This window comes from Nocardioides sp. 31GB23, from assembly GCF_040012395.1.
GTDB classification, from domain to species: Bacteria; Actinomycetota; Actinomycetes; order Propionibacteriales; family Nocardioidaceae; genus Nocardioides; species Nocardioides salarius.
This window is the reverse complement of record NZ_JBDYKJ010000059.1, coordinates 1-21934: the sequence shown is the minus strand read 5'-3', so window position 1 is coordinate 21934 and position 21934 is coordinate 1. Positions and strand designations below refer to the sequence as shown.

At 73.7% G+C, this 21934-nt stretch carries 24 protein-coding genes, 3 tRNA genes and 1 pseudogene; 17 read left to right on the top strand and 11 right to left on the bottom strand.

What is annotated here, in order from left to right; genetic code table 11:
* Positions 1-19 precede the first annotated feature (19 nt).
* Positions 20-1222, bottom strand: coding sequence for a nickel pincer cofactor biosynthesis protein LarC (gene larC / locus ABKW28_RS17190; protein WP_348611829.1), 1203 nt, complete (start codon positions 1220-1222; stop codon positions 20-22).
* Positions 1219-1935: a nickel pincer cofactor biosynthesis protein LarB gene (gene larB, locus ABKW28_RS17185; protein ID WP_348611826.1), complete on the bottom strand. Its 717-nt coding sequence runs from the start codon at positions 1933-1935 to the stop codon at positions 1219-1221. The genes larC and larB overlap by 4 nt, the downstream gene beginning before the upstream one ends.
* Positions 1936-2056: 121 nt before the next feature.
* On the opposite strand from larB, the gene ABKW28_RS17180 reads away from it, so the two are divergent.
* Positions 2057-2401, top strand: a complete 345-nt coding sequence (locus ABKW28_RS17180; RefSeq protein ID WP_348611823.1) for a hypothetical protein — start codon at positions 2057-2059, stop codon at positions 2399-2401.
* Positions 2402-2430: 29 nt separating this feature from the next.
* Here the strand turns inward: ABKW28_RS17180 and ABKW28_RS17175 are convergent, their stop codons facing one another.
* Positions 2431-3273 carry a prephenate dehydratase gene (locus ABKW28_RS17175; RefSeq protein ID WP_348611817.1) on the bottom strand — a complete coding sequence of 281 codons (843 nt, stop codon included), beginning with the start codon at positions 3271-3273 and terminating at the stop codon, positions 2431-2433.
* Between the two features lie 23 nt (positions 3274-3296).
* On the opposite strand from ABKW28_RS17175, the gene ABKW28_RS17170 reads away from it, so the two are divergent.
* Positions 3297-3692, top strand: a complete 396-nt coding sequence (locus ABKW28_RS17170; protein WP_348611814.1) for a DUF4446 family protein — start codon at positions 3297-3299, stop codon at positions 3690-3692.
* Positions 3693-3716: 24 nt separating this feature from the next.
* Here ABKW28_RS17170 and ABKW28_RS17165 read toward each other — a convergent pair whose 3' ends face one another.
* On the bottom strand, positions 3717-5291 hold the full coding sequence (locus tag ABKW28_RS17165; RefSeq protein ID WP_348611811.1) for a YegS/Rv2252/BmrU family lipid kinase: 1575 nt from the start codon (positions 5289-5291) through the stop codon (positions 3717-3719).
* Between the two features lie 75 nt (positions 5292-5366).
* Here ABKW28_RS17165 and serS point away from each other — a divergent pair, with 75 nt between their 5' ends.
* From serS to ABKW28_RS17140, 5 genes are read left to right on the top strand one after another with little or no spacing between them, the layout of a single operon-like run.
* The gene (gene serS / locus ABKW28_RS17160) at positions 5367-6656 is read left to right on the top strand and encodes a serine--tRNA ligase (protein WP_193670871.1); all 1290 of its coding nucleotides are present in this window, start codon (positions 5367-5369) and stop codon (positions 6654-6656) included.
* A gap of 17 nt (positions 6657-6673) precedes the next feature.
* Positions 6674-7477: an HAD family hydrolase gene (locus ABKW28_RS17155; protein ID WP_348611859.1), complete on the top strand. Its 804-nt coding sequence runs from the start codon at positions 6674-6676 to the stop codon at positions 7475-7477.
* A complete protein-coding gene (locus tag ABKW28_RS17150) occupies positions 7474-7992 on the top strand; it encodes a GNAT family N-acetyltransferase (protein ID WP_341229840.1) in 519 nt (172 codons plus the stop codon). The genes ABKW28_RS17155 and ABKW28_RS17150 overlap by 4 nt, the downstream gene beginning before the upstream one ends.
* Positions 7989-8816 carry a Cof-type HAD-IIB family hydrolase gene (locus ABKW28_RS17145; RefSeq protein WP_348611808.1) on the top strand — a complete coding sequence of 276 codons (828 nt, stop codon included), beginning with the start codon at positions 7989-7991 and terminating at the stop codon, positions 8814-8816. The genes ABKW28_RS17150 and ABKW28_RS17145 overlap by 4 nt, the downstream gene beginning before the upstream one ends.
* A 17-nt stretch (positions 8817-8833) precedes the next feature.
* A complete protein-coding gene (locus tag ABKW28_RS17140) occupies positions 8834-9499 on the top strand; it encodes a hypothetical protein (protein ID WP_348611805.1) in 666 nt (221 codons plus the stop codon).
* A gap of 257 nt (positions 9500-9756) precedes the next feature.
* Here ABKW28_RS17140 and ABKW28_RS17135 read toward each other — a convergent pair whose 3' ends face one another.
* The 4 genes from ABKW28_RS17135 to ABKW28_RS17120 form a co-directional block, all read right to left on the bottom strand.
* A complete protein-coding gene (locus tag ABKW28_RS17135) occupies positions 9757-10284 on the bottom strand; it encodes a bacterial proteasome activator family protein (protein ID WP_193670903.1) in 528 nt (175 codons plus the stop codon).
* Positions 10285-10463: 179 nt separating this feature from the next.
* Positions 10464-11438 (bottom strand): NAD(P)H-quinone oxidoreductase, encoded by a 975-nt coding sequence (locus ABKW28_RS17130; RefSeq protein ID WP_348611802.1) that lies wholly within the window; start codon positions 11436-11438, stop codon positions 10464-10466.
* A 22-nt stretch (positions 11439-11460) separates the two neighbouring features.
* Positions 11461-11871, bottom strand: a complete 411-nt coding sequence (locus ABKW28_RS17125; protein WP_348611799.1) for a DUF6457 domain-containing protein — start codon at positions 11869-11871, stop codon at positions 11461-11463.
* A gap of 169 nt (positions 11872-12040) precedes the next feature.
* A complete protein-coding gene (locus ABKW28_RS17120) occupies positions 12041-12652 on the bottom strand; it encodes an NTP transferase domain-containing protein (protein ID WP_348611797.1) in 612 nt (203 codons plus the stop codon).
* 45 nt (positions 12653-12697) lie between these two features.
* Between ABKW28_RS17120 and ABKW28_RS17115 the strand changes: the two genes are divergently transcribed.
* From ABKW28_RS17115 to ABKW28_RS17105, 3 genes are all read left to right on the top strand, one after another.
* Positions 12698-13462: a carbon-nitrogen hydrolase family protein gene (locus ABKW28_RS17115; RefSeq protein ID WP_348611794.1), complete on the top strand. Its 765-nt coding sequence runs from the start codon at positions 12698-12700 to the stop codon at positions 13460-13462.
* Positions 13463-13473: 11 nt separating this feature from the next.
* Entirely contained in the window at positions 13474-14499 is a 1026-nt protein-coding gene (locus ABKW28_RS17110; RefSeq protein ID WP_348611791.1) for a hypothetical protein, read from the top strand.
* Positions 14500-14564: 65 nt separating this feature from the next.
* Positions 14565-14795, top strand: coding sequence for a biotin/lipoyl-binding carrier protein (locus ABKW28_RS17105; RefSeq protein WP_193670864.1), 231 nt, complete (start codon positions 14565-14567; stop codon positions 14793-14795).
* Between the two features lie 19 nt (positions 14796-14814).
* Here ABKW28_RS17105 and ABKW28_RS17100 read toward each other — a convergent pair.
* A tRNA-Ser gene (locus tag ABKW28_RS17100) sits at positions 14815-14902 on the bottom strand.
* Positions 14903-15000: 98 nt separating this feature from the next.
* Here ABKW28_RS17100 and ABKW28_RS17095 point away from each other — a divergent pair.
* The 3 genes from ABKW28_RS17095 to ABKW28_RS17085 all read left to right on the top strand — a co-directional run bounded on the left by ABKW28_RS17095 (position 15001) and on the right by ABKW28_RS17085 (position 15971).
* Complete coding sequence (locus ABKW28_RS17095; RefSeq protein ID WP_348611788.1) at positions 15001-15474, top strand: hypothetical protein; 474 nt, start codon at positions 15001-15003, stop codon at positions 15472-15474.
* 62 nt (positions 15475-15536) lie between these two features.
* Positions 15537-15630: transfer RNA gene (locus ABKW28_RS17090), tRNA-Ser, on the top strand.
* A gap of 206 nt (positions 15631-15836) precedes the next feature.
* On the top strand, positions 15837-15971 hold the full coding sequence (locus ABKW28_RS17085; protein WP_264675530.1) for a hypothetical protein: 135 nt from the start codon (positions 15837-15839) through the stop codon (positions 15969-15971).
* A gap of 109 nt (positions 15972-16080) precedes the next feature.
* On the opposite strand, the gene ABKW28_RS17080 is transcribed toward ABKW28_RS17085, so the two are convergent.
* Positions 16081-17130, bottom strand: a complete 1050-nt coding sequence (locus ABKW28_RS17080; RefSeq protein ID WP_348611785.1) for a LuxR family transcriptional regulator — start codon at positions 17128-17130, stop codon at positions 16081-16083.
* Between the two features lie 189 nt (positions 17131-17319).
* Positions 17320-19152, bottom strand: coding sequence for a phosphoenolpyruvate carboxykinase (GTP) (locus ABKW28_RS17075; RefSeq protein WP_348611782.1), 1833 nt, complete (start codon positions 19150-19152; stop codon positions 17320-17322).
* Between the two features lie 320 nt (positions 19153-19472).
* Here ABKW28_RS17075 and ABKW28_RS17070 point away from each other — a divergent pair, with 320 nt between their 5' ends.
* From ABKW28_RS17070 to ABKW28_RS17055, 4 genes and pseudogenes are all read left to right on the top strand, one after another.
* The gene (locus ABKW28_RS17070; RefSeq protein ID WP_348611779.1) at positions 19473-20690 is read left to right on the top strand and encodes a cation:proton antiporter; all 1218 of its coding nucleotides are present in this window, start codon (positions 19473-19475) and stop codon (positions 20688-20690) included.
* 79 nt (positions 20691-20769) lie between these two features.
* Positions 20770-20842: transfer RNA gene (locus ABKW28_RS17065), tRNA-Arg, on the top strand.
* A 304-nt stretch (positions 20843-21146) separates the two neighbouring features.
* Positions 21147-21440 (top strand): transposase, encoded by a 294-nt coding sequence (locus tag ABKW28_RS17060; RefSeq protein WP_348611776.1) that lies wholly within the window; start codon positions 21147-21149, stop codon positions 21438-21440.
* Positions 21437-21934, top strand: a pseudogene (locus ABKW28_RS17055) (IS3 family transposase); the annotation flags it as partial. The gene ABKW28_RS17060 and the pseudogene ABKW28_RS17055, both read left to right, overlap by 4 nt.

The following is a 21934-nucleotide window of genomic DNA, read 5'->3' as shown; positions in this document are numbered from 1 at the left end:
GTCTCTCAGCCTGGGCCGGTCACTCGACCAGCGACCGGGCCGCCGCCTGCGCCTCGGCGAGCACGTCGCGCGCGGGGCGGCCGGTGGCCTGCGCCACCGCCGCGACATCGTCCCACTCGGGCTGGGCGGTCACGACCCGGCCCCGGTGCCGCGAGACCTTGACCCGCACCTGCACCCCGTCGACCTCGACGGCCGCGACCGCGCGCTCGAGGGCCCGCTTGGTCACGGCGTGCTCGCGCAGCCCGATGGTGGAGGTCTGGGCGAAGACCACGTCGCGCACCCGCTCGGCCAGTGCCGGGCGCACCAGCACCGACAGGGTGTGGGCCGGGCGGCCCTTCTTCATGGTGATCGGGCTCAGCCACGCGTCGGCGGCCCCGGCCGCGAGCAGCGCCGCCAGCACCCCGGGCCACAGCCGCGGGTCGAGGTCGTCGACGTTGGCCTCGACCACCAGCTCCTGCGGGTCCTGCCCGCCCCCGGGAGCGCCGGGCGCGTGCGCCGTGCCGGCCAGGACCCGCACCACGTTGGCGTGGGTCGCCGGGTCGCGCCCGCCCGCACCGACCCCCACGGCCGCGACGGCCATCGCCGGCTGCGGGCCCCAGTCGTCGGCCAGGCCGACCAGCAGCGCGGCGCCGGTGGGCGTGCACAGCTCGGCGGGCGGCGCACCGGCCGGTCCGGCGTACGACGGGACGCCGCGCAGCAGCTCGACCACGGCCGGCACCGGCACCGGCAGCGAGCCGTGGGCCGCACCGACCCGGCCGGAGCCGACCGCCACGGGGCTGACCACGACGGGGCCGCCGTGCACGCCGAGCAGGTGGGCCACGCCGGCGCAGACCCCGACGACGTCGGCGATCGCGTCGAGGGCACCGACCTCGTGGAAGGCCACGTCGTCGGGGGAGTGGTCGTGCACCGCGCCCTCGGCGGTCGCCAGCCGCGCGAAGACCCTGGTGGCCCGCTCACGCACCGCCTCGTCGAGGTCGGCCGCGGCGAGCAGGCGGCGTACGTCGTGCCAGGTGCGGTGGGTGGCGCTGTCGGCGACCTCGACGTGGCACCGGGTGGCGCCCAGGCCGGCCCGGTGGACCCGCTCGACGCGCAGGGCGACCGGCTCGGGGGAGACCGCGTCGACGGCGCCCTGCAGCACCTCGACCGGCACGCCGGCGCCGACCAGGGCGCCGAGCAGCATGTCGCCGCTGGCCCCGGCGGTGGCGTCGACCCAGAGGCTCACGGCTGCTCCCCGGGCGCTGCGCGGGTGCCGCGGGGCGCGCTCTGCCGGGCGATCCGGGCCGCCAGCACGCCCGCGCCGTAGCCGTTGTCGATGTTGACCACGCCGATGCCGGGCGCACAGCTGTTGAGCATCCCCAGCAGCGCCGAGACCCCGCCCAGCGAGGCGCCGTAGCCGATGCTCGTGGGCACCGCGACCAGCGGCACGCCGACGAGTCCGCCGACCACCGACGGCAGCGCGCCCTCCATGCCGGCCACCACCACCAGCGCGTCGGCCGCGGCCAGCTCGTCGCGCACCGCGAGGAGGCGGTGCAGCCCGGCGACGCCGACGTCGTCGACGCGGCGGACCCCGGCCCCGTGCGCGGCCACGCTGAGGGCGGCCTCGGCGGCCACCGGGGCGTCGGAGGTGCCGGCCGCCACGACCAGCACCAGGCCCTGCGGGGACGGCAGCGGGCCCAGCGTCGCGGCGCGGGCGACGTCGTCGACCGCGGCCTCCGGCAGCTCACGGGCCACGAGGTCGAGCGCCTCGGGGGCCAGACGGGTCGCCAGCACCGCCCGGTCGGGGTGCTCGCGGTGCAGGGTCCGGAGCAGGGTGACGACCTGCTCGGGCCGCTTGCCCTGGCCCAGGACGACCTCCGGGTCGCCGGTGCGGGCGGCTCGGTCGACGTCGAGGCGGGCGAAGCCGAGGTCCTGGGTGCGGGGCTCGGTGGGGTCCACGGCGCCGAACCTACCCGCCCTCCGTGTTGACGGATGTTTCACGCACCTGGGTTTCCACTGCGGTGTGGTGGGTATGCCACAGGCACCGCCGTCGGCGGTCCACGGAGGACATGGGGGTCTGATGGTGGAGCTCGACATCGCACACGAGGTACGCCGCATCTCGGCGAGCCGGCTCGCCTTCGACAGGTCGGCACAGACGCTGACCTTCCGCCCGCGAGGCGCGACGCCCGTCGGCATCGCGGCCGACGAGCAGACGCTGCGCAACTGGCTGCAGGGAGCCCTGCTCAGCGTGGACGTGGCGCCCAGCCGGGCCCAGCCCCACGAGCGCGCCATCGAGGTGCTGCTGCGCCGGCTGCAGGAGCGCCACGACCGCGGGCACGACCCGTTCGCCGACTACCGGGACCGGCCGCGGGCGGCCCTGACGCCGTCGCTGCACGAGCCGACCCTGCCGGTGCTGGTCTCCTAGCCCGCTCCGCCGGGGCGGGACCGGGGCGGCTACTCGGCGCGGAAGGCGTCGGCGGGGTAGGTGCCGATCAGCTTCACCTCGGTGGTGAAGAACGCCAGCTCCTCCAGCGCGCGCTGCAGCGGCGGGTCGTCGGGGTGGCCCTCGACCTCGGCCAGGAACTGGGTGGCGGTGAAGTGCCCGTCGACCATGTAGCTCTCGAGCTTGGTCATGTTGACGCCGTTGGTGGCGAAGCCGCCCAGCGCCTTGTAGAGCGCGGCCGGCAGGTTGCGCACGTTGAAGACGAACGTCGTGACCAGCGGCCCCGAGCCCTGCTCCGCGGGCTTCGCGTCGCGCGAGAGCACCACGAAGCGGGTGGTGTTGTGCTCCTCGTCCTCGACGTCCTCGGCGAGCACCTCGAGGCCGTAGATGCCCGCGGCCAGCGGCGGCGAGATCGCCGCCTGGGTCGGGTCGCCGGCCTCGGCGACCTCCCGGGCCGCCCCGGCGGTGTCGCCGGAGATCTGCGGTGACAGCCCGTGCTCGCGGATGATGCGCCGGCACTGGCCCAGCGCGTGCACGTGGCTGTGCACGGTGCGGATCGTGCTCAGGTCGGCGCCGGGGACCGCCATCAGGTGGAAGCGGATCCGCAGGAAGTGCTCGCCCACGATGTAGAGCGTCGAGGCCGGCAGGAAGTGGTGGATGTCGGCGACCCGGCCCGCGATCGAGTTGTCGATCGGGATCATCGCCAGGTCGGCCTCGCCGCCCTCGACGGCGGCGAAGACGTCCTCGAAGGAGGCGCAGGCCAGGGCCTCCCAGTCGGGGTAGTGCTCCTGGCACACGATGTGGGAGTTCGCTCCGGGTTCGCCTTGGTAGGCGATGCGTCGCACGGTGGGCACGCGGTGAGTCTAGGGTCGGCCGCGTGCTCGCCCTCACCGTCGTCTCCCTGGTGGTCTCCCTGGCCGCCCTCGCCCTCGCCGCCCACGCCCTGCGGCGTACGCCGACCGGGTCGGCGGGAGGTGCCGACGCGCTGCCCGAGGACGTGGTCGGGCTGCGCCAGGAGGTCGCCGCGCTGCGCACCGAGGCCCGCGACGCGCTGCGCCACCTCGCGGTGGTGCGCTACGACGCGTTCGGCGACATGGGCGGGCACCTGTCGTGGTCGGTGGCCCTGCTCGACGACGCCGGCTTCGGGATCGTGCTGACCTCGATCCACGGGCGCAGCGAGGCCCGCACCTACGCCAAGTCGGTCGCCGGCTGGACCTGCGACCAGCAGCTCTCCCCCGAGGAGGAGGAGGCGATCTCCGCCGCCCGCGGCTGAGGCCGCAGGCTCGGCGCCGGGCCGTCAGCGCGGGACGCGCACCAGCAACCGGCCGTGGATGCACTCCATCCGCAGCTCGCGGCCCGGGCCGATCGAGTCGCCGTCGAGCTGGCGGGGGGTCTCCTCCTTGGTGCGCACCACCACCGAGGCGCCGGTCTTGCGGTCGACCAGCTCGTCGGTGTGCTTGCGCTTGAGCAGCACCCGCCAGGCCAGCGGGATCCAGGCGAAGAAGTTGCGCGGGTGCAGGATCACCACGTCCAGCTGGCCGTCGTCGATGGTCGCGTCGGGCAGCAGCGGCATCCCGGCCTGCAGGAAGCCGACGTTGCCGACGACGACGGTGCGCGCGCGGTGGGTGGTGAACTCGGCCCCGTCGACCGAGACCTCCACCTTCATCGACGGGAACATCAGCGACTTCAGGCCGCTGAGCACGTAGGCCAGCCAGCCGACCCGCTTCTTGATGTCCTCGTTGACGCCCTCCATGATCGCGGCGTCGAAGCCCATCCCGGCCATCACCATGAAGTGGGTGCCCTCGATGCCGTCGCCCTCGACGGCGACCATGTCGATGGCCCGGTCCTGCCCGGTCAGGGCCACGTCGATCGCGGCGCGCAGGTAGAGCGGGATGCCGAGGTTGCGGGCCAGCAGGTTGCCGGTGCCGGCCGGCACGATGCCGACCGGGATGCCGGTGCCGGCCAGCTCGGCGCACACCTCGCGCACGGTGCCGTCGCCGCCGCAGACCAGCACCATGTCGGCGCCCGCGACCGCTGCCTCGGCGGCCATGCCGGTGCCGGGGTCCTCGATCGTGGTCAGGTGCCACGTCGGCTCCGACCAGCCGGCCTCGGCCGCCATCACCGAGACCGTGTGGCGGAAGGCGCCCTCGTCCTCGACCTTGATCGGGTTCAGCACCACCGCGAGGCACCGCTGCGTCGGGATCGCCTCGGGCAGCGGCTCGGCCTTGACCGCGTGGCTGCGCGGCAGCGGCGAGTAGAGCGCCAGCACCAGCAGGCCCACCCCGACCCCGAGGAGCACCCCCGCGACCACGTCGGTGGCGTAGTGGCGCCCCAGCAGCACCCGGTCGAGCCCGGCCACGACGACCAGCACCGCGGCGGCGGCGTACACCAGGCGGCGGGTGCCCAGGCGGCGTACGAGCATGATCGCCAGCACCACGCAGACCGTGGCGTAGGCGGCCGTCGACGAGGCGTGGCCCGACGGGAAGGCGTTGCTGGTCAGCGAGCCCGCCTCGGTCTGCCAGTCGGGGCGCTCGCGGGCCACGAGCAGCTTGAGGCCGGTGGTGGCCAGGGCGGCCAGCCCCATCACCACGACCGTGTACGCCGCCGCGCGCCGGTGCCCGCGCGCGAACATCGCCACCGCCAGCACCACGGTCAGCACCGTCATGCCGATCGTGCCGAGCGCGGTCTCGACCAGCCGCAGCGGGGCGTCGAGCCAGTCGACGTCGACCGCGTCGGCCGCCAGCGGCTCCCCGCGGTCGTCGAGGCCCGAGAGCGGGCCCCATCCGCCGGACACGGCGAGGGCGAGGAGGGCGAAGAGCACGAAGCAGGCAGCAGCCCAGCTCAGCAGCACGTATCGGGAGCGGTCCAGCACGCCGACCAGTATGGGTGACGCGGCTGTCCACAACGGGGGTGAGGCGCTGCGGGGCCCGGCGATAGCCTTCACCCCATGATCGATCCCCGCATCCTGCGCGACGACCCCGACCGCGTCCGAGCCTCGCTCGCCAAGCGCGGCCTGTCCGCCGAGGTGGTCGACCGCGCCCTGGCCGCCGACACCGCTCGCCGCGCCGCCATCGCGGCGTACGAGACGAAGCGGGCCGAGCAGAAGCAGCTCGGCAAGCAGATCCCCCAGGCCCAGGGCGAGGAGAAGCAGGCGCTGCTGGCGCAGACCAAGACGCTGGCGGCCGACGTCAAGGCCGCCGAGGCCGCGCAGGGCGAGGCCGAGGCGACCTGGCAGGACGCGCTGGCCTCGATGCCCAACCTGACCTCCGAGGAGACCCCGCCGGGCGGCGAGGACGACTTCGTGGTGCTGGAGACCGTCGGCACGCCCCGCGACTTCGCCGCCGAGGGCTTCGAGCCGCGCGACCACGTCGAGCTGGGCCGGATGCTCGGCGCGATCGACATCGAGCGCGGCGCCAAGGTCTCGGGCAGCCGCTTCTACTTCCTCACCGGCATCGGCGCCCAGCTCGAGCTGGCGCTGGTCAACCTGGCGATGGAGCAGGCCCGCGAGGCCGGCTTCACCCAGGTCGTGCCGCCGTCGCTGGTGCGCCCGCGCGCCATGGAGGGCACCGGCTTCCTGGGCCAGGCCGCCGACGACGTCTACCGCATCGAGGGCGAGGAGCTCTACCTCGTGGGCACCTCCGAGGTGCCGATGGCCGCCTACCACTCCGACGAGATCCTCGACGGCGACGACCTGCCGCTGCGCTACGCCGCGTTCAGCCCCTGCTTCCGCAAGGAGGCCGGCTCGCACGGCAAGGACACCAAGGGCATCATCCGGGTGCACTGGTTCGACAAGGTCGAGATGTTCGTCTACACCACGCTCGAGGACGCCGAGGCCGAGCACCAGCGGCTGCTGGGCTGGGAGAAGGCGTTCCTCGACAAGCTCGAGCTGGCCTACCAGGTCATCGACGTCGCCGCCGGCGACCTGGGGCTCTCGGCGATCCGCAAGTTCGACTGCGAGGCCTGGATCCCCACCCAGGGCAAGTACCGCGAGCTGACCTCGACCTCGAACTGCACCGACTTCCAGACCCGCCGCCTCGACACCCGCGGGCGCTTCGCCACCGACAAGGGCACCGAGATGCGCCCGGTCGCCACCCTCAACGGCACGCTGTGCGCGATGACCCGCACCATCGTGGCGATCCTCGAGACCCACCAGCAGGCCGACGGCTCGGTGCGGGTGCCCGCCGCGCTCCAGCCCCACCTGGGCGGCCTGAAGGTCATCGAGCCGGTCACCCGATGACCTCCTGGACCCCGCGCCTGGTCGCCCTCGACATCGACGGCACCCTGCTGCGCTGGATCGACGGCACCGGCACCTCCCACGAGGAGATCACCCCCGCGGTCCACGACGCCGTACGCCGCGCGCAGGAGAAGGGTGCGCACGTCGTGCTCGCCTCGGGCCGCTCGCCCGACGGGATGACCGGGGTCGCCGATCTGCTCGGCCTGGCCACCGAGGACTCCCCGGTGTGGGTGGTGGCCTCCAACGGGGCCGTGGTCTTCCGCTACCCGCCGATGCAGGTGGTGCACGAGGAGACCTTCGACGCCCGCGCCGCGGTCGCCGCGGTGCTGACCGAGCACCCGCAGGCGTTGGTGGCCGTCGAGGAACGGGGCCGGGGCTACCTGGTCAACCGGCACTTCCCGATGGGCGAGCTGTCGGGCGAGATGATCCTCAGCGAGGTCGAGTCGATGGTCGCCGAGCCGGTCAGCCGCGTGATCATCCGCGACCCCGACGCCACCGTCGAGGAGTTCGTCGCGCTGGCCGGGCGGCTGGGCCTGCACGGCACCGACTACGTCGTGGGCTGGACGGCCTGGCTCGACCTGGCACCGGTCGGGGTCTCGAAGGCCTCGGGCCTCGAGGTCGTGTGCCGCGAGCTGGGCGTCGAGGCCGCCGACGTGCTGGCCATCGGCGACGGACGCAACGACGTCGAGATGCTCACCTGGGCCGGTCGCGGCGTGGCGATGGGCCAGGCCGTCGAGGAGGTGCGCTCGGTCGCCGACGCGGTGACCTCGACCGTCGACGACGACGGCGCGGCGGTCGAGATGTCGCGGTGGTGGCCCGCGTGAGCAGCGCCGTGCCGCAGCCGGGGGTGCTGCCGCTGGAGGTCCGCACCGAGCGGCTGCTGCTCGTGGTGTGGAGCCCCGGCGAGGCCGCCGACATCGCCGCCGGGCGCCGGCGCCCCGAGTGGCACGCCGACTACCCGCGGCCCGACGACCGCGACGCCGCGACGCTCTACGAGCCGCACAGCGCCTGGAGCCCCCGTCACGTGGTGCGCGGGCGCACCGTGCTGGGCTCGATCGGCTGCTTCGGCGCGCCGTCACCCGCCGACGACGGGGTGCCCGAGGTCGAGGTGGGCTTCGGGCTGGTGCCCGAGGCGCGCGGCTGGGGCTTCGCCAGCGAGGCGCTGGCCGGGCTGGTGGCGGCCCTCGACGCGGCCGGTGTCCGGGTGCGTGCCGCGGTCGAGCCCGACGACCGCGCCAGCCTGCGGGTGCTCGCCCGTTGCGGTTTCACCGGCCTGCGCGGCTCCGACGAGGACGGGCGCCTGGTGATGGTGCGCCCGCTGCCGGTGGCCGCGCCGTGAGCGGCGCCGCTGTGCCGCCGGCCGGGGTGCCCCGGCTGCCCCGGCTCGTCGCGACCGACCTCGACGGCACGCTGGTGCGCAGCGACGGCACCGTGTCGGCGTACACCCGCGAGGTGCTGCTCGAGCTCGACCGCCGCGACGTGCCGGTCGTCTTCGTCACCGGCCGCCCGCTGCGCTGGGCCGCCGACGTCTTCGAGCACGTGGGCGCCCACGGGCTGGCGATCATCTCCAACGGCGCGCTGGTCTGGGACGTCACCGGCGACCGCGCCGTGCTCGAGCGGCCGATCGAGCCGCAGCTGGGGCTGGAGGTCTGCGCGGCCCTGCGCACGGCCGTGCCCGGCACGTCGTACGCCGTCGAGACGATGCGTGGCATCGAGCTCGAGCCCGGCTTCATGGAGCGCTACCAGGTGCCCGACGCGGCCCGGCGCGCCCCGGTCGAGGAGCTCTTCGACGGCCCGGCCCTCAAGCTGCTCGCGCGCCACGAGGAGCTGGCGCCCCAGGAGTTCTGGGACGTCGCCGAGGAGGTCACCGGCGGCCGGCTGGTGATCACGTGGTCGTCGTCGACCACGCTGCTCGAGATCAGCGGTCCGCAGGTGACCAAGGCCTCGACGCTCGAGCTGCTCTGCGCCGAGCGCGGCATCGCCGCCGACGAGGTGATCGCCTTCGGGGACATGCCCAACGACCTGCCGATGCTCGGGTGGGCCGGCACGTCGTACGCCATGGCCGACGCGCACCCGACGGTCACCGAGGTCGCCGACCACGTCGCCCCAGGTCACGACGACGACGGCGTGGCGCGGGTCCTGGCTGGTGTGTTCGACCTGTGATCTGGTCTCATGTCAGCGTGCCGAGCCCTCGACGACTGACCGCGCGCCCGTCCGGGCCGTTCGCGGTGGTGGGCAGCCTGGTGCTCGCGGTGCTCCTCGGGTCGGGGCTGCTGCTCGGCGCGGGGGCCCTCCTGACGCCCGCGGGAGCCACCGGTGAGCGGTGCGACAGCGACACCTCGGTGAGCTCGCAGGCCCGCCAGGCCCAGGCCGTCTTCTCCGGCACCGTGGTCTCCAGCAGCGCCGAGCGCCGCTCGGGTGGCCAGCGCGGCGTCGAGCTGACCCACCAGGTCGCCGTCGACCTGGTCTACAAGGGCACCAGCCGGGTCACCGAGGTCGAGGTCGAGGTCGTCACCACCCGCAGCTCGGGCGGGTGTGACCTGGGGCGCCTGCAGGACGAGGAGTCCTACGTCTTCTTCGTCAGCGCCGACCCCGAGACCGAGGGCCGCTTCGTGGCCGCCGGCGACAGCGGCACCGCCACCCGCGACGCGGCACTGGTGCGCGACATCGAGGAGATCTTCCCCAACCCGAGCCCGCCCGTGGCCGCCGAGCCGCCCGCGGCGCAGTTCGAGCGGCTCGACCTCGCCGAGCCCACCCCCCTGCCCCGGGCCCTGGCTCCGGGCGCCGCGATGGTGCTGGTCGGCGGCCTCGGCCTGGTGCTGGCCCGCCGCCTCGCCCGCCGCTGACCCGGCCCAAACCTCCCGCCGACCCGGCCCAAACTTCCCGCTGACCCGGCGCAAACTTCCCGCCGACCCGGCCCATACCTCCCCCCGACCCGGCCCAAACTTCCCGCCGACCCGGCGCAAACTTCCCGCTGACCCGGCCGGCGCCCTCCGACTGCGGACCTGGATCGACACCGTGGGAAGGACGGGCCGACTCGGGGTGAAGTTCGGGCCGGCTCAGTGCGAAGTTCGGGCCGGCTCGGTGCGAAGTTCGGGGCGGGTCAGAGGTACATGCCGCCGGAGTCGCCGTGGTCGGCGCCCGGGGCCTGACCCGGCTGACCGGGCTGGCCCGGCTGGGCGCCGTGGGCCCCCGGCCCGGCGGGCAGGCTGCGGCGCATCTGCTCGAACTGGGCCTTGGCGGCCATCTGCTGGGCGTAGATGGCGGTCTGGATGCCGTGGAAGAGGCCCTCGAGCCACCCCACCAGCTGGGCCTGCGCGATGCGCAGCTCGCCCTCGCTGGGCGTGCCCTCCTCGGTGAAGGGCAGCGAGAGCCGGTCGAGCTCCTCGACCAGCTCGGGCGCCAGCCCGTCCTCGAGCTCGGTGATCGAGGCCTGGTGGATGCCCTTGAGGCGCTGGCGGCTCGCCTCGTCGAGCGGGGCCGCCTTCACCTCCTCGAGCAGCTGCTTGATCATGCTGCCGATGCGCATCACCTTGGCCGGCTGCTCGACCAGCTCGGTGATCGAGCGCTCACCGGCCTCGTCGTCCTGCTGCTGGGCCTGTGCGAGCGCTGAGGCGGGCAGGGTCCCCATCGGCTGGCCGTCGGGGCCGACGATGACGACGTGCTGGTCCTGTTCCCCGGCGGGGGAGCCCTGGTCGCCGGACTGGCCCGCGGACTGGGCGTCGGACGGGGCGTCGGACTGGGACTGCTCGTCGGGGTGCTGGCTCATGGGCCCCAGCCTAGGAGGCGGCGTGGTGCGCCGCTGCGGCCCTACAGGGTGAGCAGGATCTTGCCGGTGTGCGCGCCGGAGCCCATCAGCTCGTGCGCCTGGCGCACCTGCTCCAGCGGCATCGTGCCGTGCACCACCGGGCGCACCGACCCGTCGGCGACCAGCGGCCACACGTGCTCGACGACCGCAGCGCAGATGGCGAACTTCTCGCTGACGGGCCGCGAGCGCAGCGAGGTGGCGATGACCGCTGCGCGCTTGCGCAGCAGCACGCTCAGGTCGATCTCTGCCTTGGTGCCGCCCTGCATGCCGATCACGACGAGCCGTCCCTCGGTGGCCAGGGCCTCGACGTTGCGGGCGAGGTACTTGGCGCCCATGTTGTCGAGCACGACGTCGACCCCGCCGTCGGTGCTCTGGCGCACCACCTCGACGAAGTCCTGCTCGCGGTAGTCGATGGCCACGTCGGCCCCGAGCTCGCGGCAGAACGCGAGCTTCTCGGGGGTGCCGCCCGTGGTCAGCACCCGGGCCCCCAGCGCGTGCGCCAGCTGGATCGCGAAGGTGCCGATCCCGCCGGCCCCGCCGTGCACCAGCAGCGACTCCTCGGGCCGCAGGCCGGCCACCATGAAGACGTTCGACCACACCGTCGCCGCCACCTCGGGCAGCGCGGCGGCCGTGACCAGGTCGACCCCGTCGGGCACCGGCATCACCTGCCCCGCCGGCACCACGACGTACGACGCGTAGCCGCCGCCGGCGAGCAGGCAGCAGACCGCGTCGCCCACGGCCCAGCCCTCGACACCCTCGCCGAGCGCGGCGACGGTGCCGGAGCACTCCATGCCGATGACCTCGGAGGCGCCGGGCGGCGGCGGGTAGAAGCCCTGGCGCTGCAGCAGGTCGGCGCGGTTGAGGCCGGCCGCGGCCACCTCGACCAGCACCTCGCCGGGCCCCGGGGCGGGGTCGGGCAGCTCGGCCACGGACAGGATCTCGGGTCCGCCGGACCCTTCGGCGACGACAGCACGCATGCCCCCACCCTAGGGGCCGCGCCTACTCCTCCTCAGCGGCCTCGTGGCCGGGCTGGCGCCCGGGCTCGGGGTCGCGCCCCAGGAGGTCGTCGAGGTCCTCGATCTCGGTGAGCGGGTCGGTCGCCCCGTCGAGGTCGTCCTGGGCGGCGTCGGTGCCCAGGTCGTCGGCCGCCGCGGTGGGGGTGTCGGTCGCGGCCGGCTGGTCCCAGCCGTCGGCCAGCGCGCGCACCCGCTCGGCGAGCTCCTCGACCACGGCGGGGCCACCGCCCCTGGCGCCCGCGGCGAGGCCGAGGAGGTACGTCGACAGCGGCGCGGCCGGTCGCGCCACGGCGTGCGCCACGTCGCGGGCCAGGTCGAGCAGCAACGCCTCGTCGACCTCCGTGTCGAGGTCGAGGGCGTCGCAGAGCTCGTCGATCCAGTCGTGGAGGTTCACGGGCAAAGCCTGGCGACCCGGCCCGTCCGGCGCAACACCGGCGTACCTCGTCGTCCAGGTCGTGGTCCGGGTCGTGTGCCTGAGGACGCGCCAGGACGCGTCAGGGGACCACGACCCAGGCCACGACCCAGGCCACGACCCAGACCACGACCCGGCGCAGGGGGACGGGTCAGTCGTCGGCGAGGTCGCGCAGGTCGGCCCAGGTGTCGACGTCACGGTGCTCGCGGCCCAGGGCGGGGACCTCGGCGAGGTCGAGGCGGGCCAGGAGGCGCCGCAGCGCCATGCCGTGCTGCTCCTCGTGGGTGGGGCGTACGTCGTCGAGCCGGTCGGTGCGCAGCACCAGCGCCAGCGCGTGCCGCCCGTCGGGGGCCACCAGCACCGCCCCGTCGCGCTCGACCGGCGCGTCCACCCTGCCGCCGACCGCCCTCCGCAGCCGGGCGAAGGTCCCCGGGCCCACGTGCGGCATGTCGACGGCGAGCACCCCGAGCAGACGCGCCGGGCGCAGCAGCGCGTCGCGCCCGGTCAGCAGGGCCGCGACCGGCCCGCCGTGGCGGGGGTCCTCGCGGGTGAAGGTGACCGGCCGGTGGGTCGGCACCGGGTCGCCCACCACGACCACCTCCCTGGCGTCGAGGCAGGCGTCGAGGGCGTGGGTCAGCAGGGTGCGCCCGTGCAGCTCGACCGAGGCCTTGTCGGCCCCGTCGAGGCGCACGGCGGTGCCCCCGGCCAGCACCACGGCGCTGAAGGACGGGTCCGCGAGGTCGCTCAGGTCGTCGGGCTCCACGCCAGCAGGATGGCAGCAGCGCCCGCGGCTGGCAGGCTGGTGTCCATGACCACGCTGCGCGTCGCCCTGGTCCAGGAGGCCTCCGACACCGATCCCGCCGTCAACCGCGCCCGCCTGGCGCAGGTGGTGCCCGAGGGCCACGACCTCGTCGTGCTGCCCGAGGCGTTCGCCCGCGACTTCGGCTCCGCCGGCTCCGACGTCAGCGCCGACGCCGAGGCGGTCGACGGCCCCTTCGGCGCCGAGCTGGCCCGCGTGGCCGACGAGCGGCGTACGACGGTCGTGGCCGGCATGTTCGAGACCGGTCCCGACCCGCAGCGGCCCTGGAACACGCTGCTGGTGCGCGGCGCCGCGGAGGCGGAGTACCGCAAGATCCACCTCTACGACTCCTTCGGCTACCGCGAGTCCGACCGGCTGAGCGCCGGCGAGCCGACCCCGGCGCTGGTCGATGTCGGCGGCGTCCGGGTGGGGCTGATGACCTGCTACGACCTGCGCTTCCCCGAGCTGGCCCGGCTGCTGGTCGACGCCGGCGCCGAGCTGCTGCTGGTGCCGGCGGCCTGGGTGGCCGGCGAGCGCAAGGTCGAGCACTGGCGCACCCTGCTGCGCGCCCGCGCGATCGAGAACACCGTGTACGTCGCTGCCGCGGGGCAGCCCGCGCCGCGCTACAGCGGGCACTCCATGCTCGTCGACCCGCTGGGCGACGTGCTCGCCGAGGCCGGTCCCGACGCGGGACTGGTCGAGGGTGTGGTGGACCTCGCTCGGCTGGCCGAGGCGCGCCGCACCAACCCGTCGCTGGCCAACTGCCGGTTGTAGCCTTCGTCGACGTGTCGTCAGCCGTCTCCCTCCGCCTCGCGCAGGTCAGCAGCTCGGTCGACCGCCTGGCCGGCTCGCGCTGGCCGCTGGTGGCCTGGTCGGTCATGGTGGTCGGGGGGCTGGCGGTGCTGGTGGCGGGCGTGCTCGAGCTGGGCCCGGCGTGGCTGCCCGGTGTCGGGTCGGTCGCCGTGGGCGGGGCCTTCACCTGGGCGCTGGCCGCGCGCACCGGCGGGCGTCCGGTGGTCTTCGGCACCCTCGCGGTGGCCATCGGGGTCGCGGTGCTGGTGCTCGACGAGGAGCGGCTGCGCACCGGGGCGGCGGTCTGGACCTGCGTGGTGGCCGCCGTGCTGGCGGTGATGGGCACCGTGCCGGCGCGCCGGCTGCGGCACGCGGCCCGCGAGGCGCTGCTGGCCACCCTCGTCGCCGCCGTCGGGGCGCTGGCGGTGGTCGGCTTCGAGCCGGTGGTCAGCGTGGTCAGCTTCGAGTACGCCACCCTCGGCCTGGCGCTGCTGGGCGTCTTCGCCCTGGTCTTCCGCCTCGGCGCCGGGTTCCACGGCCTGGGCCGGCGCGGGCTGCTGATCGTGCTGGTGGGCGGTGCGCTGCTGCTGCTCACCCTGGCCTACGCCGAGCTGCTGCGCCGCTACGGCCCCGGCGCCATGGTCACCGACCTGCTCGACGTGGTGCGCTGGTCACGCGAGAACCTGGGCGCCTTCCCGCGCCCCATCGCCACCGTGCTCGGCGTGCCGGCGCTCGTGTGGGGCTGCCACATGCGGGCCCGGCGCCGGCAGGGCTGGTGGGTCAGCGCCTTCGGCGTGGCCGCCACCGCGTCGGTGGCCAGCTCGATGATGAACCCGTCGGTCGCGCTGCTCGAGGTGGGCCTCTCGATCGGCTACGGCCTGGTGATCGGCGTGCTCATCGGCGCCGCGCTGATCCGCCTCGACCTGCGCCTGACCGGGCCCCGCGGTCGCCGTGCGCGACGCGCGGAGGAGCGGGCGGCCGGGCGGCCCGAGCCGGCGCGCGGCCAGGCGCTGCTCTGAGCCGGTCCCTCGCACCGCTGGGCGACGGATCCGGCGTACCTGCCGGTAACGGCTAGGTTCGAGTCGTGGCTCGTGAACAGGTGCAGCAGATCGCGGCGGAGATGGTCGCCAACGTGCTCGAGGTGGCGGTCGCCGCCGGGGAGCACGTCGAGGTCGGCGACACGGTGGTGCTGCTGGAGTCGATGAAGATGGAGATCCCGGTCATCGCCGAGCACGCCGGCACCGTGGTGGCGATCAAGGTCGCGCCGGGCGACGTCGTCCAGGAGGGCGACCTGCTGCTCACCCTCACCCGCTGAGCGACGGCGTCGGGGAGCCTGGCAGAGGGGGCGGGATTCGAACCCGCGGTAGGTCTCCCTACGACCGCTTTCAAGGCGGTTCCGATAGGCCACTCCGGCACCCCTCCGTGCCCGCGCCGGGCCCGGCGCGTGCCAGGTCACTCTAGAAGACCGCGCCCGGGCGCCCGGGTGGCGCCCCGCGAGAGCGGTGGTGTGGAATCGGGTCATGTCCGGTACGCCGCTCCCCACGCCGCACGACTACCGCTTCGCGCAGGCATTCACGGTGCGTCTGGTCGGGCTCAGCCTCGTGGCCCTGGCGCTGGTGATGTTCGCCGGCACCGCCGTCGTCGCGGTGAGCGGCGTCAACGCCGACGTGCTGGTCGTGCTGCTGGGCGTGGGCGTCGCGGGCGTCTTCGGCCTGGGCTGGTGGCTGCGCAACCGGGCCTTCGTGCTGCGCGCCGAGAGCGAGGGGTACGTCGTGGGGCCGGTGCGCGGTGCCGGCGTGAAGCGGGCCCGGTGGGGCGAGGTGAGCCAGGCCGCGACCACCACCGTGCGCGGCATCGACTGCCTCGTGCTGCACCTGGAGGACGCGCGCGCCACCACGATCCCCGTCGAGGCGCTGGCAGTGGACCGGGAGCAGTTCGTGCGCGAGATGCAGCGCCGCCTGCGGGCCGGCCAGGGCCACCGGCCCCTCGGCTGAGGTCCGCGGGCGCCCTGATTGGTGGCGGGCGGCCCCGGCCTTGTAGCCTGTCGGCGCTGCCGGGAGGCGTCGCCTAGTCCGGTCTATGGCGCCCGCCTGCTAAGCGGGTTTGGGGCTACAACCCCATCGAGGGTTCAAATCCCTCCGCCTCCGCCAGCGCACGACCCCCGCAGGTCCCCAGGACCTCGGGGGTCGTGCCACGTCCGGGTCCGGGCGCCCTGCCGCCGCCACGCGCCCGTCTGCATGTTTGTGCATTGCACGAACATGGCCCGGCGCTCACGGTGTCGCGGGGCCGTGGCTGGGGCAGACTCGGACCCCACGGGCCACGACCTGGCCCGACCGGAGCACCAGGAAGGTTCACCATGAAGATCGTCCGCAAGGCCGGGCTCGTCGTCGCCACCACCGCCGTCACCGTCGGGATGCTCGGGTTCGTGGCCCCCGCCCAGGCCATGGACAGCAGCTGGGGTTGCGGCGGCTACTGCCGCAAGGCGCCCTGAGCCGTCCCCCCTCAGTCGCCCCCTGACCGGCTGACGCCAGCGTCCCCCCGCTGCGGCGTCGCCGTTCACCAGAGGCCCCATCCGTCCCGGTGGGGCCTCTGGTGCGTCCTCAGCCCTCGCCCTCGGCCGCGTCGTCGGGGTCCGTGCGCGACCCGGCCCGCGAGGCGTCCGACTCGGTGCCCGAGAGGCCCAGGCGGCCCATGGTGTAGCCCAGCTGGAAGCGGGTCTCCGCCTCGTACTCGTCCTTGAGATCCGCGACGTAGCCGGCGTAGGTCCGGGGGCTGACGCCCAGGCGCTTGGCGCTGACCGGGTCGGCGTGGCCCTCGACGAGCATCCTGATGGTCATCTGCCGCTGCTCCACGGCGATGTCCTTGAGCATCGAGGTGTCCTTGTTGGTGAAGGCGCGCCCGCGCTCCCAGGCCCGCTCGAAGACGTCGACGAGGTAGGCCACCACCGACGGCTCGCGCACCGCGATGGCCACCCGCAGGTCGTCGCCGCCCGGGATCACCGCGACCCGCCGGTCGACGACGATCATCCGGTTGAAGAACTCGTCGAGGGTGCGGACCTCCGCGCCCCGCTCGGTCACCGACGCCACGTAGCGGTGCGTGACCGTGCTGCGCCGGGCGCTGTGCTGGTAGAGCGTGCGGATGCGCACGCCCCGTTCGAGCGCCGCGATGTCACGCCGGGCGGCGGCCTCGAGCGTGGCGGCGTCGCGGCCGGCCTGCGGCTGGGCGGTGAGCATCTCCTCCTCGACCTCGGCCACGAGACCGTCGAGGTAGGTGCTGATGGCGTGGTCGCGCAGGTAGGTGAACGGCCCGCCGCGCTCGCTGTGCGGGGCGCGTCGCCAGGTCTGGGCCAGGCCGCCGAAGGCCCGGGCCCACTGCGAGGACTCCTCGAGCAGGCGGCCGGCGTCCTGGCTCAACGGCGAGACGACCCGCGACTGCACGCTGGTCGGGTCCTCGGGCAGGTACGACGCGCCCTCGGGGTCCAGGTGCAGCAGGCCCAGCTCGACGAGCAGGTCGAACGCGGGGCGGGTCTCGGCCTCCTCGGCGAGGCGGGGGTCGTCGGTGCGCAGCCCGCCCTCGGCGACGGCCGCCTCGTACAACGGCGCTGCCTGCGACTCCAGCAGCGCACGGTGCTCGGGTCCGTAGCTCGACACCTGGTCCTCCTGTGCTGACGGGGCGGGTGCGCCCTGGGTGCGGGTCTGCCGGGGGACTGCCCGGCGGCGGGACTCCGAGAGGGCGATCCTGTCACACGGGTGTACCCCGCGGGGCCGACCGGAATGCACGGACCCCGCTCCCGGTGGGGGAGCGGGGTCCGGTGCTGGCGCGCGGGGCGCGCGGGTGGCTCAGACGCCCAGGCGGGCCTTGAGGCCGTCGAGCTCGGTCCAGAGCACGCCCGGCAGGTCGTCGCCGAACTTCTCGAACCACTCCTGGATCTGCGGGATCTCGGCCTTCCACTCCTCGGCGTCGACCTCGAGCGCGGCCAGCAGCGCCTCGTCGCTCATGTCGAGGCCCTCGGTGTCGAGCGACTCCGGGGTCGGGACGTGGCCGATGGGGGTCTCCACGGCGGCGGCCTGGCCGTCGATGCGCTCCACGACCCACTTCAGCACGCGGCTGTTCTCGCCGAAGCCGGGCCACAGGAAGCCGCCCTCACTCCCGTCATCGAGCTGGGCGCGGCGGAACCAGTTGACGTAGAAGATCCGCGGCAGCTTGGAGGCGTCGTTGTCCTTGCCGATGTTGATCCAGTGGCTGAAGTAGTCACCGGCGTTGTAGCCGATGAAGGGCAGCATCGCCATCGGGTCGCGGCGCACCACGCCGACCGCGCCGGTCGCGGCGGCGGTGGTCTCCGAGGAGAGGGTGGCGCCGAGGAAGGTGCCGTGGGTCCAGTCGCGGGCCTCGAAGACCAGCGGCACGGTGGTCTTGCGGCGACCACCGAAGAGGATGGCGTCGATCGGCACGCCGCGCGGGTCGTCGTACTCGGCCGCGAGGATGTCGCACTGCTTGATCGGGGTGCAGTAGCGGCTGTTGGGGTGGCTGGAGAGCTCGTCGGACTCGGGGGTCCAGGGCTCGCCCTTCCACGAGGTGGCCTTCGCCGGCGGGTTCTCCAGGCCCTCCCACCACACGTCGCCGTCCTCGGTGAGCGCGACGTTGGTGAAGACCGAGTTGCCCTTGTTGATGGTGCGCATGGCGTTGGGGTTGGTGTGCTCGTTGGTGCCCGGCGCCACGCCGAAGAAGCCGTACTCGGGGTTGACCGCCCAGAGGCGCCCGTCCTCGCCGATGCGCATCCAGGCGATGTCGTCGCCGAGCGTCTCGACCTTCCAGCCCGGGATGGTGGGCTGCAGCATCGCCAGGTTGGTCTTGCCGCAGGCGCTGGGGAAGGCCGCGGCGACGTACTTGGTCACGCCCTGGGGGCTGGTGAGCTTGAGGATCAGCATGTGCTCGGCGAGCCAGCCCTCGTCGCGGGCCATCACCGAGGCGATGCGCAGCGCGTAGCACTTCTTGCCCAGCAGGGCGTTGCCGCCGTAGCCGGAGCCGTAGGACCAGATCGCGCGCTCCTCGGGGAACTGCACGATGTACTTGGTGTCGTTGCAGGGCCACTTCACGTCGGCCTGGCCCTCGGCGAGGGGGTGGCCCACGGAGTGCACGGCCTGCACGAAGTCGGCGTCGAGCTCGGTCATCCGGTCCAGGACCTTGGCGCCCATCCGGGCCATGACGCGCATCGAGGCGGTGACGTAGGCGGAGTCGGTCAGCTCGATGCCGAACATCGGCTTCTCGGACTCGAGGTGACCCATCACGAAGGGGATGACGTACATGGTGCGACCGGTCATGCATCCGTCGTAGAGACCGCGCATGATCGACTTCATCTCGTCGGGCGCCATCCAGTTGTTGGTGGGCCCGCAGTCCTTCTCGTCGACCGAGCAGATGTAGGTGCGGTCCTCGACGCGCGCCACGTCGATGGGGTCGGAAGCCGCGTAGTACGAGTTCGGCTTGATGCTCGGGTTGAGCTGGGTGAACGTGCCGGTGCCGACGAGCGCGTCGGTCAGCTTGGTCCACTCCTCGTCGGAGCCGGTGCACCAGTAGATCTCGTCGGGCTTGGTCATCGCCGCGACCTCCGCGACGAAGTCCAGGATGCCCTGGTGGGTCGTGGGAGCGTCGGTGAGTGCCTGGTGGGCGGTCATCTGCCTCTTACCTCTCGCGCATTCGCGGGGCCTGGCCTCGCGGATGCGGGGACGGCGCCCCGGCCGTCGAGCGTATCGACGGTGTGTCGTGGAGCTGGTGTGGATCGCGTGGCCTCGTTGCCGGCGACTTTTGTAGGGTCCTGGTGCGGTGCCGATGAGGGTCCCCGCCTGGGACTTCGGCGAATGTACCGCCGCTTTTTAACCCCGCATATTGGATCGTTCAACGCGGTGTGTGCCTGGTCACACGGCTGCCTCGGGGCGCATGAGACCCGCTCGGGCGGGTGAAGCGGGCGCCGGGGGCGGACGGGTCGGGTGGTCCCATGCACGTCGAGGTGGTCGTCGTCGTGGTGGCGGTCCTGGGTCTGGGGGTCGCCGCCCTGTCCTCCAGCATCGACCGGCTGCCGGTCTCCGAGCCGCTGCTGGCGGTGGTGGCCGGGGTGCTGGTGGGGCCCCAGGTGCTCGGGTGGGCGGTGCTGCCCGCGCTGGGCGCGGGCTCTCACGAGCTCCGGGAGGTGGCGGTGGTGCTGCTCGCGGTGTCGATGATGGCGATCGCCCTGCGCTACCCGATCGCCGACGTACGCCGCCGCGCGGGCTCGGTGGGGCTCCTGCTGGGAGTGCTGATGCCGGTGATGGCGCTGGCGTCGGCCGGCGTCGCCTGGGCGGTGCTGGGGCCGACCGCCGGGCTGGGCGCCGCCGCGGCCCTCCTGCTCGGCGTCGCGGTCTGCCCCACCGACCCGGTGCTCAGCTCGAGCGTGGTGACCGGCGGGCCGGCCGAGCGCGACATCGACGAGCGCACCCGTCAGCTGCTGTCGCTGGAGTCGGGCGCCAACGACGGCCTGGCTCTGCCGCTGGTCGTGGTGGCGGTGGCGGTCGCCGGTCCGCTGACCGCCGGTGAGGCCGGCCTCGAGGTGCTGCGCAGCGTCCTGGGTGCGCTGGCGCTCGGGGCCGCCGCCGGGTGGGGTGCCGGCCGGGCGGTGCGGCTGGGCGAGCAGCACCGGGACACGAGCCCGGCGCAGGCGGTCCTCTTCACCCTGGTGCTGGCGCTCGGCGTCCTCTCGGCCGCACGCCTTCTCGACGTCGGCGCCGTGCTCGCCGTCTTCGTGGCCGGGCTGGTGCTGAACGCGACCTGGACCAGCGACGACCGGGTGCGCGCACTGACCATCGACGAGGCGCTCAACAAGTACGCCGTGCTGCCGGTCTTCGTGCTGCTCGGCGTCGCCCTGCCGTGGTCGGCCTGGGCCGAGACCGGGTGGGCACTGGTGCTGCTGGTCGTCGGGGTGCTGCTCCTGCGTCGGCTGCCGTGGCTGCTGGCGCTCGCCCCGGTCCTGCGGCTGCCCCGCCGCGACGCGCTCTTCCTCGGCTGGTTCGGGCCGATCGGGGTCTCCGCGCTCTACTACCTGCTCGAGGTGGGCGGGCGGGTGCCCTGCAGCGGGCTCGTGGTCACCGCCGGCACCGCGGTCGTGGCCGGCAGCACCCTCGTGCACGGCCTGACCGGCAGCCCAGGCCGAGCGGCGTACGCACGGGTGGAGCGTGGGTGAGTCCGCGACCCGGGCCCGATTTCGGCTCGTGCTGCGTCTGCGCTAATCTCCTTGGGTCGCACGGCATGCCGCGCGACGGGCGCCTGTAGCTCAACGGATAGAGCATCTGACTACGGATCAGAAGGTTTGGGGTTCGAATCCCTACAGGCGCGCAAGACATGGGATTACGGAGAACGGCCTCTGACCTGCGGAAACGCAGGAACGGGGCCGTTTTGCTGTTCCTGAGGCCATCACTTCGTGTGTCTGCGGTACACACAACGCACCACAGCCGGGACACACAGGGAGCGGCGCGGATGCGCCGTAGCTGAACGCGGGTCCAGTACGCCCCGTCGGCCAGCCGTCGACGGTTCGGCGCAACACGCCACACAGGACGGCTGCGTGGCGGATGGGACTGCTGCACGAGTAGGTGACATCTGATCTGTGGTGCCGAGAGGTGCCGCTGGAAGGATGTACACCGTGCCCAAGCCCTACCCCCAGGAGTTCCGTGATGACGTCGTGCGCGTCGCGCGCAGCCGTGAGCCAGGCGTCCACCTCAAGCAGATCGCTGCTGACTTCGGGATCAGCGAGTCCTGCTTGACGGGCTGGATGAAGAAGGCCGACGTCGAGGACGGCGCCAAGCCCGGCCCGACGAGCGAGCAGGCTGCTGAGAACCGCGAGCTTCGTAAGCGGTTGCGGCTGCTGGAGCAGGAGAACGAGGTCCTGCGCCGCGCGGCGGCCTATCTCTCCCAGGCCAACCTGCCGGGAAAATGATGTACCCGCTCGTCCGCGAGCTGGCCGCCAAGGATGCCCCGATCCGGGTGCCCGTGACGGTGACGTGCCGGGTGCTCAAGATCGCTCGTCAGCCCTACTACCGCTGGTTGGCAGCACCGGTCAGCGACGCTGAGCTGGTCGAGGCCTACCGGGCCAACGCGCTGTTCGACGCCCACGGCGATGACCCCGAGTTCGGCTACCGCTTCCTCGTCGATGAAGCCCTCGAGGCGGGCGAGTCGATGGCCGCGCGGACCGCGTGGCGGATCTGCTCGAGCAACGGCTGGTGGAGCGCGTTCGGCAAGCCCAAGCGCGGCAAGACCAAGAAGCCCGGCCCACCGGTCCACGACGACCTGTGCGCCGTGGTCGACAAGCACGGCGTGACCCGCCACGAGTTCAACGCCGACGCCCCGAATCAGCTGTGGCTGACCGACATAACCGAGCACCGCACCGGCGAGGGCAAGCTGTACCTCTGCGCGATCAAGGACGTCTACTCC